Annotated in this window: 12 protein-coding genes; 2 read left to right on the forward strand and 10 right to left on the reverse strand. The window is 62.2% G+C overall.

What is annotated here, in order from left to right; genetic code table 11:
- Window positions 1-171: 171 nt before the first annotated feature.
- Genes lpdA through ACYP2Q_RS00765 form a run of 4 tightly spaced genes read right to left on the reverse strand, consistent with a single transcriptional unit; the run spans window position 172 to window position 5,128 of the window.
- Entirely contained in the window at window positions 172-1,554 is a 1,383-nt protein-coding gene (gene lpdA / locus ACYP2Q_RS00750; protein WP_459728648.1) for a dihydrolipoyl dehydrogenase, read from the reverse strand.
- A gap of 3 nt (window positions 1,555-1,557) precedes the next feature.
- The gene (locus ACYP2Q_RS00755) at window positions 1,558-2,832 is read right to left on the reverse strand and encodes a dihydrolipoamide acetyltransferase family protein (RefSeq protein ID WP_459728649.1); all 1,275 of its coding nucleotides are present in this window, start codon (window positions 2,830-2,832) and stop codon (window positions 1,558-1,560) included.
- Complete coding sequence (locus ACYP2Q_RS00760) at window positions 2,833-3,891, reverse strand: alpha-ketoacid dehydrogenase subunit beta (protein WP_459728650.1); 1,059 nt, start codon at window positions 3,889-3,891, stop codon at window positions 2,833-2,835.
- Between the two features lies 1 nt (window position 3,892).
- Entirely contained in the window at window positions 3,893-5,128 is a 1,236-nt protein-coding gene (locus tag ACYP2Q_RS00765; RefSeq protein ID WP_459728651.1) for a thiamine pyrophosphate-dependent enzyme, read from the reverse strand.
- 185 nt (window positions 5,129-5,313) lie between these two features.
- On the opposite strand from ACYP2Q_RS00765, the gene bkdR reads away from it, so the two are divergent.
- Entirely contained in the window at window positions 5,314-5,802 is a 489-nt protein-coding gene (gene bkdR, locus ACYP2Q_RS00770) for a Bkd operon transcriptional regulator BkdR (RefSeq protein WP_459728652.1), read from the forward strand.
- Window positions 5,803-5,894: 92 nt separating this feature from the next.
- On the opposite strand, the gene ACYP2Q_RS00775 is transcribed toward bkdR, so the two are convergent.
- Entirely contained in the window at window positions 5,895-6,758 is an 864-nt protein-coding gene (locus ACYP2Q_RS00775) for an MBL fold metallo-hydrolase (RefSeq protein WP_459728653.1), read from the reverse strand.
- Window positions 6,759-6,919: 161 nt separating this feature from the next.
- On the opposite strand from ACYP2Q_RS00775, the gene ACYP2Q_RS00780 reads away from it, so the two are divergent.
- Window positions 6,920-7,726 carry a sulfite exporter TauE/SafE family protein gene (locus ACYP2Q_RS00780; RefSeq protein ID WP_459729455.1) on the forward strand — a complete coding sequence of 269 codons (807 nt, stop codon included), beginning with the start codon at window positions 6,920-6,922 and terminating at the stop codon, window positions 7,724-7,726.
- Between the two features lie 67 nt (window positions 7,727-7,793).
- Here ACYP2Q_RS00780 and ACYP2Q_RS00785 read toward each other — a convergent pair whose 3' ends face one another.
- The 5 genes from ACYP2Q_RS00785 to ACYP2Q_RS00805 all read right to left on the reverse strand — a co-directional run bounded on the left by ACYP2Q_RS00785 (window position 7,794) and on the right by ACYP2Q_RS00805 (window position 12,588).
- Window positions 7,794-8,660, reverse strand: a complete 867-nt coding sequence (locus ACYP2Q_RS00785) for an aldose 1-epimerase (RefSeq protein ID WP_459729456.1) — start codon at window positions 8,658-8,660, stop codon at window positions 7,794-7,796.
- Window positions 8,661-8,774: 114 nt separating this feature from the next.
- Window positions 8,775-10,055, reverse strand: a complete 1,281-nt coding sequence (locus ACYP2Q_RS00790; protein ID WP_056852883.1) for a TRAP transporter large permease — start codon at window positions 10,053-10,055, stop codon at window positions 8,775-8,777.
- Entirely contained in the window at window positions 10,056-10,583 is a 528-nt protein-coding gene (locus ACYP2Q_RS00795; protein WP_459728654.1) for a TRAP transporter small permease, read from the reverse strand.
- Window positions 10,584-10,662: 79 nt separating this feature from the next.
- Window positions 10,663-11,634, reverse strand: coding sequence for a TRAP transporter substrate-binding protein (locus tag ACYP2Q_RS00800; protein WP_459728655.1), 972 nt, complete (start codon window positions 11,632-11,634; stop codon window positions 10,663-10,665).
- 66 nt (window positions 11,635-11,700) lie between these two features.
- On the reverse strand, window positions 11,701-12,588 hold the full coding sequence (locus ACYP2Q_RS00805) for an SMP-30/gluconolactonase/LRE family protein (RefSeq protein WP_459728656.1): 888 nt from the start codon (window positions 12,586-12,588) through the stop codon (window positions 11,701-11,703).
- Window positions 12,589-12,598: the final 10 nt, after the last annotated feature.

Below are 12,598 nucleotides of genomic sequence, written 5' to 3' on the forward strand. Positions count from 1 at the left end.
TTTCTGACGTTTTCTGGATGGGGACAACAATACTTCATTCCGGGCCGATTTCGCAGCCCGGATTACATTCCTTGTAGGAGCTGGCTTGCCAGCGATCGATGCGACTCGGTGTGCCAGGTCCACCGCCTTCGCCGGCAAGCCGGCTCCTACAGGTTCGGTGTACGCTTTGAATCACAGGTGCAACGCATGCCCCAAGGCACGCAACGCTGCTTCCTGCACCGCCTCGCCCAAGGTCGGATGCGCATGAATGGTGCCGCCGATGTCTTCCAGTCGCGCGCCCATTTCCAGGCTTTGGGCGAACGCCGTGGACAATTCGCAGACGCCGACCCCTACCGCCTGCCAGCCAACGATCACATGATTATCCCGACGAGCGACCACGCGCACGAAGCCGCTCTTGGACTCCAGCGTCATCGCCCGGCCATTGGCGGCGAACGGGAAGCTCGAGACGATGCAGTCCAGGCCAGCGGCCTTGGCGTCGTCCGGGGTCTGGCCGACCACCACCAGTTCCGGATCGGTGAAGCACACGGCGGCGATGGCGGTGGGGTTGAATTCGCGACTCTTGCCACTGATCAGCTCGGCCACCATTTCGCCCTGGGCCATGGCCCGGTGGGCGAGCATCGGTTCGCCACTGAGGTCGCCGATGGCATACACGTTGCGCATGCTGGTCTGGCAGCGGTTGTCGATCTTGATCGATGCGCCGTTCATCTGCAGGTTCAGCGCTTCGAGGTTCCAGCCCTGGGTATTGGGTTTGCGACCGACGGCCACCAGGACCTGGTCGGTTTCCAAGTTCAGGGTGTCGCCACTCGGGTCGAGTACCTGTAGCGTATTGGCTTGTGAATCAAAGCCTTGCACGCTGTGCTTCAAGTAAAGCTTCACGCCAAGTTTTTTCAGTTCGTCGTGCACCGGCTGGGTCAGTTCGGCGTCGTAGGCCGGCAGGATGCGCTCCTGGGCTTCTACCACGCTGACGTCGGCACCGAGCTTGCGATAGGCAATCCCCAGCTCCAGGCCGATGTAGCCGCCACCCACCACGACCAGGCGTTTGGGCACGGACGTCGGCGCCAGGGCTTCGGTGGAGGAGATGATCGGCCCGCCGATCGGCAGCATCGGCAGGTTCACGCTTTTCGACCCGGTGGCGAGCACCAGGTGCTCGCACTGAATGCGCGTGTCGCCGACGTCGACGGTTTTGCCATCGATGACCTTGGCCCAGCCTTGAATCACCTGGACCTTGTTCTTTTTCAGCAGGGCCGCGACACCGGTGGTCAGTCGATCGACGATGCCGTCCTTCCACTCGACGCTATTGGTGATGTCGAGGGTCGGCGCCGAAACGCTGATGCCCAGGGCCGAATGCTGGTTGTGCTGTTGCGTCTGGTGGAACTGTTCAGCAACGTGAATCAACGCCTTGGACGGAATGCAGCCGATGTTCAGGCAGGTGCCGCCCAGGGATTGGCCTTCCACCAGGATGGTCGGGATGCCCAACTGGCCGGCACGGATCGCCGTCACATAACCGCCGGGGCCGCCGCCGATGATCAGCAGTGTGGTGTTCAAAGTCTGCATTACTTACTCCACAAACAGGGTGGCGGGTTGTTCGAGCAGGCCACGGACGGCCTGGATGAATTGCGCCGCGTCCATGCCGTCGACCACGCGGTGATCGAAGGAGCTGGAGAGGTTCATCATCTTGCGGATCACGATCTGGCCTTTGATCACCATCGGCCGTTCGACGATCTTGTTCACGCCGACAATCGCCACTTCCGGCAGGTTCAGCACCGGGGTGCTGACGATGCCGCCCAACGCGCCGAGGCTGGTCAGGGTGATGGACGAGCCGGACAGTTCGTCGCGGCTGGCCTTGCCGTTACGGGCGGCCGTGGCCAGGCGGGAGATTTCCTGGGCGTTGTCCCACAGGCTGCGGGCTTCGGCGTGACGCACCACCGGCACCATCAAGCCGATATCGGCCTGGGTGGCGATGCCGACATGCACCGCGCCGAGGCGGGTGATGACCTGGGCTTCGTCGTCGTAGCGGGCGTTGATCTGCGGGAAATCACGCAGGGCGACGACCAGGGCGCGGACCAGGAACGGCAACAAGGTCAGCTTGCCGCGGGTGGCGCCGTGTTTTTCGTTGAGGTGCGCGCGCAGTTCTTCCACGGCAGTGACGTCGATTTCCTCGACGTAACTGAAGTGCGCGGCACGCTGGGTGGCGTCCTGCATGCGCTGGGCGATCTTGCGGCGCATGCCGATCACCGGAATCTGTTCTTCGTCATTGCGCTGGGTGTAAGCGCTGCCGACGGTCGACGCGTTCGACTGACCCTGGGCCAGATAGACGTCGAGGTCTTCGTGCAGCACCCGACCGGCAGGGCCAGTGCCACGGACCAGACGCAACTGGATACCGAGGTCCAGCGCGTGCTTGCGCACAGCCGGGGAGGCCAGCGGACGCTCATCGGCTTCGCGGGCGACCATCGGGCCCTGGCAGACGGCAGCTTTCGGCGCTGGAGCAGCGACCGGTTTGCTCGGCACGGCCGCTTCGATTTTCGGCGCCGCAACCGCTGCTTCCTTGACAGCGGCCGCAGGCTGGGCGGACTCTTTTACGTTGCCCGCGCCTTCGACTTCAATGCTGATCAGCACACTGCCGACCGCCATGACTTCGCCCGGTTGCCCGCCGAGGGCGATGACCTTGCCATGCACCGGCGACGGAATATCCACCATTGCTTTATCGGTCATGACATCGGCCAATACCTGATCTTCGACGACCATGTCGCCGACCTTGACATGCCAAACCGACAATTCAACTTCTGCAATGCCTTCGCCAATGTCCGGCATTTTAATGACGTGCGTGCCCATTCAGACCTCCATGACCCGTTTCAAAGCCGCGCCCACACGGGACGGACCAGGGAAATACGCCCACTCTTGCGCGTGCGGGTAGGGGGTGTCCCAGCCGGTGACGCGTTCGATTGGCGCTTCCAGGTGGTGGAAGCAGTGTTCCTGCACCAGCGACACCAGTTCGGCGCCGAAACCGCAGGTGCGGGTGGCTTCGTGAACCACGACGCAGCGGCCGGTCTTCTTCACCGACTTGACGATGGTCTCCAGGTCCAGGGGCCACAGGCTGCGCAGGTCGATCACCTCGGCGTCGATGCCGGTTTCTTCAGCGGCGACTTGCGAGACGTACACGGTGGTGCCGTAGGTCAGGATGGTCACGTCCTTGCCCGGACGGGTGATGGCGGCTACATCCAGCGGCACGGTGTAGTAGCCGTCGGGCACTTGCGCGGCCGGGTGTTTCGACCACGGGGTCACCGGGCGATCGTGGTGACCGTCGAACGGGCCGTTGTACAGGCGCTTGGGCTCGAGGAAGATCACCGGGTCATCGTTTTCGATGGAGGCGATCAGCAGGCCCTTGGCGTCGTAGGGGTTGGACGGCATGACGGTGCGCAGGCCGCAGACCTGGGTGAACATCGCCTCGATGCTCTGGCTGTGGGTCTGGCCACCGTAGATGCCACCGCCGCACGGCATGCGCAGGGTCATCGGCGCGGTGAATTCGCCGGCCGAGCGATAACGCAGGCGCGCGGCTTCGGAAATGATCTGGTCGGACGCCGGGTACACATAGTCGGCGAACTGGATCTCGGCCACCGGACGCAGGCCGTAGGCGCCCATGCCCACGGCCACGCCGACGATGCCGCTTTCGGAGATCGGCGCGTCGAACACCCGGGAGGTGCCGTATTTGGTCTGCAGGCCTTCGGTGCAGCGGAACACACCGCCGAAATAGCCCACGTCCTGGCCGAAGACCACGACGTTGTCGTCACGTTCAAGCATCACATCCATGGCCGAGCGCAGGGCCTGGATCATGGTCATGGTGGTTGTGGTCATGGCGGTTTCCAGCTCGATAGTGTTGTTGTGATCGTTCATGTCAGATCCCCAACTCCTGACGCTGGCGCTTCAAGTGCTCCGGCATCTCTTTATAGACGTCCTCGAACATGGTCGCGGCGCTTGGAATCTGGCCACCAGCGAGGGTGCCGAATTTTTCGGCTTCTTTCTGAGCGGCGATCACTTCGGCTTCCAGTTCCGCGCTGACGGCGGCGTGTTCCTCTTCGGACCACTGGCCGACCTTGATCAGGTGCTGCTTGAGGCGCGCGATCGGGTCGCCCAACGGGAAGTGGCTCCAGTCGTCGGCAGGACGGTACTTCGATGGATCGTCCGAGGTGGAGTGCGGGCCGGCGCGGTAGGTGACCCACTCGATCATGGTCGGGCCGAGGTTGCGGCGTGCGCGTTCGGCGGCCCAGGCGGAAGCGGCATAGACCGCGTAGAAATCGTTGCCGTCAACCCGCAGGGAGGCGATGCCGCAACCAACGCCACGACCGGCAAAGGTAGTGGCTTCACCACCGGCGATGGCCTGGAAGGTGGAGATCGCCCACTGGTTGTTGACCACGTTGAGGATCACCGGTGCGCGATACACGTGGGCGAAGGTCAGGGCGGTGTGGAAGTCCGACTCGGCGGTGGCGCCGTCGCCGATCCAGGCCGAGGCGATCTTGGTGTCGCCCTTGATTGCCGAGGCCATGCCCCAGCCTACAGCCTGGACGAACTGGGTGGCGAGGTTGCCGGAAATGGTAAAGAAACCGGCCTCTTTCACCGAGTACATGATTGGCAACTGACGGCCTTTGAGCGGATCGCGCTCGTTGGACAGCAGTTGGCAGATCAGGTCCACCAAAGGCACCTCACGGGCCATGAGGATGCTTTGCTGGCGGTAGGTCGGGAAGCACATGTCGTCGATGTTCAGGGCCAGGGCCTGGGCGCTACCGATGGCTTCTTCGCCAAGGCTCTGCATGTAGAACGACATTTTTTTCTGACGCTGGGCGACCACCATGCGGTTGTCGTAGATCCGCGTCTTGAGCATGGCGCGCATGCCCTTGCGCAGGATCTCCACCGGCACGCCTTCGGCCCACGGCCCCAGGGCATTGCCCTGGTCGTCGAGCACGCGAATCAGGCCACGGGCCAGGTCGGCCGTGTCAGCCGGTTCAACGTCAACGGGGGGTTTGCGCACCGTGCCGGCGTCGGTCAGGTGCAGGTAGGAGAAGTCGGTTTTACAGCCGGGACGGCCCGAGGGTTCCGGGACGTGCAGGCGCAGCGGTTCGTACGCTTGGGTCATGGCTTCTACGCTCGATCTTGTGAATTTCTTGTAGTGAGCTGACAGATTTCGTGTCGTGGAAGAAATCTTGTCCTACAACAATCATAGGCCCGGCCAAGAAGAATATTTCTCTCTGTTTCATTGCGCTCAAGATCATTTGCAGATAAAAAATCTGCATAAACATAAAAAACAGGTGTTTTTGTCTCATGCGCAAACTGGACCGTACCGATATCGGCATTCTCAACAGCCTTCAGGAGAACGCCCGCATCACCAACGCCGACCTGGCACGCTCGGTCAACCTCTCGCCGACGCCGTGTTTCAACCGGGTCAAGGCGATGGAGGAACTGGGGCTGATACGTGATCAGGTGACCTTGCTGGACGCCGATTTGCTCGGTCTGCACGTCAATGTGTTCATCCACGTCAGCCTGGAGAAACAGGTGGAGGAGGCGTTGCAGCATTTCGAGGAGGCCATTTCCGATCGGCCTGAGGTGATGGAGTGCTACCTGATGGCTGGCGATCCGGACTATCTGATCCGGGTTCTGGTACCGACCATTCAGTCGCTGGAGCGCTTCATGATGGATTTTCTGACCAAGGTGCCGGGGGTGGCGAACATCCGGTCGAGCTTTGCACTCAAGCAGGTGCGGTACAAGACGGCGCTGCCGTTGCCGGCCAATGGCTTGACCTTGAATAATTGAAGAACCTGTAGGAGCTGGCTTGCCAGCGAAGGGGCCCGAAAGACCAGCGCAATATTCAAGGACGCCTTCGCCGGCAAGCCGGCTCCTACAGGTCAGAATTTATTCAGGGGAATCTTCAGGTAAGTCACGCCATTGTCCTCCGCCGGCGGCAAGTTCCCCGCCCGCACATTGACCTGGATCGCCGGCAGCAGCAGCGTCGGCATGCCCAACCCGGCATCGCGGCGGGTGCGCATGTCGACGAAGGCTGCTTCGTCGATGCCGTCGCGCACGTGGATGTTGCTTTTGCGTTGCTCGCCGACGGTGGTCATGCAGTGCGGTTCGCGGCCCTCGGGCGGGTAATCGTGGCAGACGTAGAGGCGCACGCTGGCGGGGAAGGCCAGCAGCTTGTGGATCGAGGCGAACATCTGATGGGCGTCGCCACCGGGAAAGTCGCAGCGGGCGGTGCCGACGTCCGGCATGAACAGGGTATCGCCGACCAGGATCATGTCGCTGCCGATCAGGTAAGCCATGTCCGCCGGGGTATGGCCAGGCACATGCAGGGCGGTTGCCTTGAGGTTGCCGATGCGGAATGACTCATCCGCGGCGAACAGGTGGTCGAACTGTGAACCGTCGATGGAAAATTGCGGCTCAAGGTTGAACAGGGCCTTGAACACGCCCTGCACCTTGCAGATCGACTGGCCGATGGCGATCTTGCCGCCCAGTTCCTGCCGCAGGTAGGGCGCGGCGGACAGGTGATCGGCGTGGGCGTGGGTTTCCAGCAGCCATTGCACCTGCAGGCGGTGCTCGCGCACGAAAGCGATGATGCGATCGGCCTGTTGGGTGCCGGTGCGTCCGGCAGCCGGGGTGTAGTCGAGCACCGGGTCGACGATCGCGCACTGCCCACCGTCACTTTCGTAGACCACGTAGCTATAGGTGGACGAGGCATCGTCGAAAAAGGCTTCAATCAGGGCAGGCATGTGGGTTGTTTCTTCAAGGGTAAGTCATGAGGGTAGTTTCATTTTCCCTGCGCTGACCAGCCCTGCGACAATTCTGCTAACGAAAAATCCGGGCGGACTCTATCCTGTCACTCAATCGATACCGGGCGTTCCCGGCCTTTGTCATGGATTACGAGCGTTATATGTTGCTGGCGAGTTTTTTTGGTGTGGTCATGGGGTTGGTGCTCGGGTTGACCGGGGCCGGGGGTGGCATTCTTGCGGTGCCGGCGCTGGTGTTGGGGCTGGGCTGGAGCATGACCGCGGCGGCGCCCGTCGCCCTGTTCGCGGTGGGCAGCGCGGCGGCGGTCGGTGCCATCGATGGCTTGCGTCATGGCCTGGTGCGCTATCGCGCGGCGCTGTTGATTGCCCTGCTGGGGGCGATCTTTTCCCCGTTGGGCATCTACTTCGCCCATCAGTTGCCGGAAAAAGTCCTGATGATTCTGTTCAGCCTTTTGATGGTGATGGTGGCTGCGCGAATGTTGCGGCGCGAACGCAAGGATGAGGGGCCGAGCGACCACGGCCACGCCAACTGGGGCCAGAAAAACTGCATGCTCGACCAGCAGACCGGGCGCTTCTCCTGGACCGCCAAATGCACCGCGACCCTCGCGGCCCTGGGTGCGGTGACCGGTGTGGTCTCGGGTTTGCTGGGCGTGGGCGGCGGCTTTCTGATCGTGCCGGCGTTCAAGCAGCTGACCGACGTGCAGATGCGCGGCATCATCGCCACGTCACTGATGGTCATCAGCCTGATCTCGGCCATCGGCGTGATCGGCGCATTGCACGCCGGGGTGCGCATCGATGGGCTGGGCGTGGCCTTCATCGTCGCCAGCATCGTCGGCATGATCGTCGGCCGCAAGCTTTGCGCGCGGGTGCCGGCGCGGGCGTTGCAGGTTGGGTTTGCGAGTATCTGCCTGGTGGTTTCAGCCTACATGCTGTTCCGGGCGGGCCTCTGAAATATTGTAGGAGCCGGCTTGCCGGCGAAGGCGCACTTCAGGACGCCTTCGCCGGCAAGCCGGGCTCCTACAAGGGGCGGTACTGCAGTGAGAAGGCCAGTTCAGTGGATTGCCCCTGTTCCAGCAAACGCAACCCTGGCCGACCGGGCAAGTGATGCGCGTTGACCGGGTGGCTGACCGGTTCGATGCAGAAAAACGCCAGCCCTGGCGGGCAATAAAGCAGATAGTAATCGCTGCCACTGGCCTGGCATTCCAGTTCGTAACCGAGGTCGGGTTGCTGGATCAGGCAGCGGCCGTCCCAGTTGCAGAAACCGTTGTCGACCAGTGTCCGGGGCAGTGCCCCGGGCTGCTGGAAATCCCATTCGGCAGGTAATGCACTCAGTTGCGTCGGCAGTTTTTTCTCATCGCACAACCATACTTTTCCGGCCGTGGCCTGCAACCGCGTGGAGGCATCGCGCGGTAGGTACGGGTGCAGCCCCAGGCCATGCCAGGCGGCGTGTTCAGCCAGGTGGGTGACGCTCAATTCGATGCTCAGCTTGCCTTCGCTCAGATGGAATCGTTGACGGGCGCAATAGGCAAAGGGTTGGCTGCTATCGAGTTGCAGCACCACTTCGTCAGCGGTTGTGGAAATCACCTGCCAGCGTTGCTGCCAGGCGCTGCCGTGAATCGGCAACGGATCGGGGCTGTTGGGCGCCAGCGCCAGCCAGCCATCTGGGCAATCGAAGCCGCCGTCGGCAATGCGGTTGGACCATGGGATCAAAGGGAAGCAGCCAAGTTTGCCGGGAAGACCGGTGTTCAAGGCCTGCTCATCGGCGTGCCGCAACAAGGGCTGGCCGGTGCTGCGCACGACCCAGTTGACGATGCTGCCACCAAGTTCGGGGGCGAGGGTGAGGCGGGTGAATGCGTCTTCGAGTTCGAGCAGTGTGGGTTTCATGTTCACCAGCAATGTCAAGAATTGCACGGAATGCCTTTTTGTAGGAGCCGGCTTGCTGGCGATGGCGTACTCACGGACGCCATCGCCGGCAAGCCGGCTCCTACAGTAAAAGCGTTACAACACCAGGTGCGGCAACCACAACGACAGCGCAGGAATATAGGTCACGGCCATCAGCACCAGAAACAGCACGCCGTAGAACGGCAGCAGGGCCTTGACGGTTGATTCGATGCTGACCTTGCCCACCGCGGACCCGACGAACAGTACCGCACCCACCGGTGGCGTGATCAAGCCGATCCCCAGGTTCACCAGCATGATCATGCCGAACTGCACCGGGTCCACGCCAATGCCGAGAATCACCGGCATCAGGATCGGCGTGAGGATCAGGATCAGCGGTGCCATGTCCATCACGGTGCCGAGCAACAGCAGCATGACGTTGATGCACATCAGGATCACGTAGCGATTGTCCGACAGGGTCAGGAACATCGTGGTGATTTTCGCCGGGATCTGCATCAGGGTCATGATGTAGCCGAAGCTGGCGGCGAAGCCGATCAGGATCATCACGATCGAGATCGTGCGCACCGTGCGGTGCATCAGTTTCGGCAGCTCGCTCCATTTGTAGTCGCGGTAGATGAACATGGTCACGAAGAACGACCAGAGCACGGCGATCGCCGCCGATTCGGTCGCGGTGAAGATCCCGCTCAGGATCCCGCCGAGGATAATGACCATCGCCATCAGCCCCCAAAGCGCTTCGCCGCAGATCTTCAGCGCTTCGCGCATCGGAATGACTTCACCCTTGGGGTAGTCGCGCTTCTTGGCGAAGATCAGGCACAGCACCATCAGGCACGCGCTCATCAACAGGCCCGGTACCACGCCGGCCATGAACAGCGAGGCAATCGACACCGTACCGCCAGCGGCCAGGGAGTAGAGCACCGAGTTGTGGCTCGGCGGGGTCAGCAGGGCTTGCACCGAACCGCTGACGGTCACGGCGGTGGCGAACTCACGGGGATAACCACGGCGTTCCATTTCCGGGATCAGTACCGAACCGACCGAGGCGGTGTCGGCCACCGAAGAGCCGGAGATCGCGCCAAAGAAGGTCGACGCCATGATGTTGACCAGCGACAAGCCACCGCGCACGAACCCGACCAGCACCCCGGCAAACGCCACCAGGCGCCGGGACATCCCGCCCTCGGCCATGATCGCGCCGGCCAGCACGAAGAACGGAATCGCCAGCAGGGAAAACTTGTTCACGCCACCGGCGACCTGGATCATCAGCGCCTGGAACGGAATGTCGATCCAGAACGCGCCAATCAGCGCCGAGAGCCCGAGTGCGTAGGCGACCGGCATGCCGATCAGAATCAACGCGATAAAACTGCCCAGCAGAATAAAAGCGTCCATTCAGGCAGCCCCTTCGTTTTCTTCAACGTGGTCGAAACGCACGACGCGGCGGTTGCTCTGGTCACCGAGCAAGAGTTTTTCCAGGACGAAGATCAGCGTCAGCAGCCCGCCAATCGGAATCGGCATGTAGGTAATGCCCACGCGCAGGGTCGGCAGGGCGCTCATGAACTGGTTCCAGGTCGACAGGCATAGCTTGGTGCCCCAGATCGCCATGAACAGGCTGATGGTTGCCATCAGCAATTGAGAAAACACGCTCATGGCCTGGCGCAGTTGTGGCGACATGCGGTCGGTGAGCATCGCCACCGCCATGTGCGAAGCGGAACGATAACTGGCGGCGGCGCCGATGAAGGTGAAGACCATCATCAGCAGGATTGCCGTGGGCTCGGGCCAGCTGGAGCCGGTGCCGAGCACATAACGGGCGAACACGCCCCAGGGAATGATCAGGGCTATGGCCAGCACGGAAAGCCCCGCGACCCAGATGCAGGTCATGTAGAGCTTGTCATTGAAACGCAGCAGTAGATTCTTCATCGGGTTCCACCGTAACCGGGCGCGCACTGACCTGCTCCCAGGTCAATGCGCGCCAGGCCTTTCTTGAATGCAGGGAGGGTTACTGGACGGCTTCGATGCGCTTGATCAGGTCGGCGTAGGGCGCGCCGTATTTCTCGCGGATCGAGGCGGTCGCCTCATAGAAAGGTTTCTTGTCGACGGTGATGAACTCGACGCCGGCGGCCTTGAGTTTTTCTTCGCTGCTGGCCGACTTGGCATCCCACAAGGTGCGCTCCTGGGCCTGCGCAGCCCTGGCGGTCTTTTTCACCAGGACCTGCTGCTCGGGGGTCAGTTTGTTCCAGGTGATCTTCGACATCACGATCGGCTCGGGCAGGATCAGGTGGCCGGTCAGGCTGTAGAACTTGGCGTTCTGGTAGTGATTGTGTTCGAGCAGGGTCGGCGGGTTGTTCTCCGCGCCGTCGATCACGCCGGTCTGCAGGGCGCTGAAGATTTCGCCGGTGTCCATGGCGATGCCGTTGCCGCCCATGGCGTTGATGGTTTCGATGAACATCGGGTTGCCTTGCACGCGGATTTTCATGCCCTTGAGGTCTTCCAGGCTGCGCACCGGTTTCTTGGTGTAGATGTTGCGCGTGCCGCCATCCATCCAGGCCAGGGCCACCAGGTTGAATTCGGAGTTGGTGATCTTGTCGAGGATCTCGTCGCCGACTTCGCCATCGATGACCTTGCGCATGTGCGCCTGGTCACGGAATACGAACGGCATGTTGAACACGTTCACGTCCGGCACCACGGGTCCAACGATGCCGAGGCTGACCCGGGCCATCTGGATGGCGCCGACCTGGGCCTGTTCGACCACTTCCTTTTCCGAGCCGAGCACACCGCCGGCGAACATCTTGAAGGTCAGCTTGCCGTCGCTGTCGGCCACCAGGGTCTTGCCCAGCTGTTCTTCGGCGACCACGGTCGGGTAACCCGCCGGGTGGATGTCGGCAAATTTGATTTCCAGCGCGTGGGCGGCGCTGCTGAGGGAGAAGGCCAGGGGGAGTGCTGCGGCGAGCAAGGTGCGTTTGAAGTCCATTGGGGGTGTCTCCAGTCTTGTTGTTGTTTTTATGCAAGGCACAGCGGTGTAGCGCCAACAGTTGCGTTATTGCTTGAAGTGCGGCTCCGGCAGACCCTTGACGCCGGGATCGAGGGCGAACACGCCACCGGCCAGGGACTGTTCGTCCTGGTCGTCTCCCGGGCGAATCGAGGTCACGAACAAGGTGTCCAGGCGACTGCCACCGAAGGCGCACATGCTCGGTTTTTTTACCGGTACGGTCAGGGAACGGTCCAGTCGACCGTCGGGGGTGAAGCGGTGAATCAGCCCGGCATCGTTGCCGCAGATCCAGTAGCAACCCTCGGCATCGATCGCCGCGCCATCAGGGCGACCGGCGTGCTGGTTCATGTCGACGAACAGGCGCTGATTGGACGGGGTGCCGCTGTCGATGTCGTAGTCGAAGGCCCAGACCTGCTGCACCAACGGGTGAGAGTCGGAAAGGTACATGGTTCGGCCATCCGGGCTGAAGGCCAGGCCGTTGGGCACGATCAGGCTGTTCATTTGCGCCGGCAGCGGCCCTTGCTGCCCGGCGTCGTAGCGATAGAGCGTGCCCACGGCGGCATTGGCGCCCATGTCCAGGACCATGCTGCCGGCCCAGAAGCGGCCCTGGCGATCACAGCGACCGTCGTTGAGGCGCATGTCCGGGCGGGCGTGATCGACGTGGGCGAGAGGTTCGCTGTCGAGGTTGCCGTCAGCATGCGCGTGCAGATGAAAGAACCCGCTCTCCATGCCGGCGACCCAGCCACCGTCGGGATGACGGGCGATGCAGGCGAGCATCTGCGGGGCTTTCCAGGCGTGCACATGCCCGCTTTGCGCGCTCCAGCGTTGCAATCCGCCGGCGGGAATATCGACCCAGTACAGGGCGTTTTCCTCAGGCACCCAGACCGGGCTTTCACCCACCGTGTTGCGCGCATCGACAATCAGTTCGGCTTTCATGGCAACTCAT

It is taken from the genome of Pseudomonas sp. MHK4 (genome assembly GCF_054600775.1).

Bases quoted from the DNA above. Each gene is read 5' to 3' on its own strand.
- ACYP2Q_RS00790 (WP_056852883.1), bottom strand. From the start codon at position 10,055: ATGGACGCTTTTATTCTGCTGGGCAGTTTTATCGCGTTGATTCTGATC.
- ACYP2Q_RS00755 (WP_459728649.1), bottom strand. From the start codon at position 2,832: ATGGGCACGCACGTCATTAAAATGCCGGACATTGGCGAAGGCATTGCA.
- ACYP2Q_RS00775 (WP_459728653.1), bottom strand. From the start codon at position 6,758: ATGCCTGCCCTGATTGAAGCCTTTTTCGACGATGCCTCGTCCACCTAT.
- ACYP2Q_RS00760 (WP_459728650.1), bottom strand. From the start codon at position 3,891: ATGAACGATCACAACAACACTATCGAGCTGGAAACCGCCATGACCACA.
- ACYP2Q_RS00780 (WP_459729455.1), top strand. From the start codon at position 6,920: ATGTTGCTGGCGAGTTTTTTTGGTGTGGTCATGGGGTTGGTGCTCGGG.
- ACYP2Q_RS00785 (WP_459729456.1), bottom strand. From the start codon at position 8,660: ATGAAACCCACACTGCTCGAACTCGAAGACGCATTCACCCGCCTCACC.
- ACYP2Q_RS00800 (WP_459728655.1), bottom strand. From the start codon at position 11,634: ATGGACTTCAAACGCACCTTGCTCGCCGCAGCACTCCCCCTGGCCTTC.
- ACYP2Q_RS00805 (WP_459728656.1), bottom strand. From the start codon at position 12,588: ATGAAAGCCGAACTGATTGTCGATGCGCGCAACACGGTGGGTGAAAGC.
- lpdA (WP_459728648.1), bottom strand. From the start codon at position 1,554: ATGCAGACTTTGAACACCACACTGCTGATCATCGGCGGCGGCCCCGGC.
- ACYP2Q_RS00765 (WP_459728651.1), bottom strand. From the start codon at position 5,128: ATGACCCAAGCGTACGAACCGCTGCGCCTGCACGTCCCGGAACCCTCG.
- ACYP2Q_RS00795 (WP_459728654.1), bottom strand. From the start codon at position 10,583: ATGAAGAATCTACTGCTGCGTTTCAATGACAAGCTCTACATGACCTGC.
- bkdR (WP_459728652.1), top strand. From the start codon at position 5,314: ATGCGCAAACTGGACCGTACCGATATCGGCATTCTCAACAGCCTTCAG.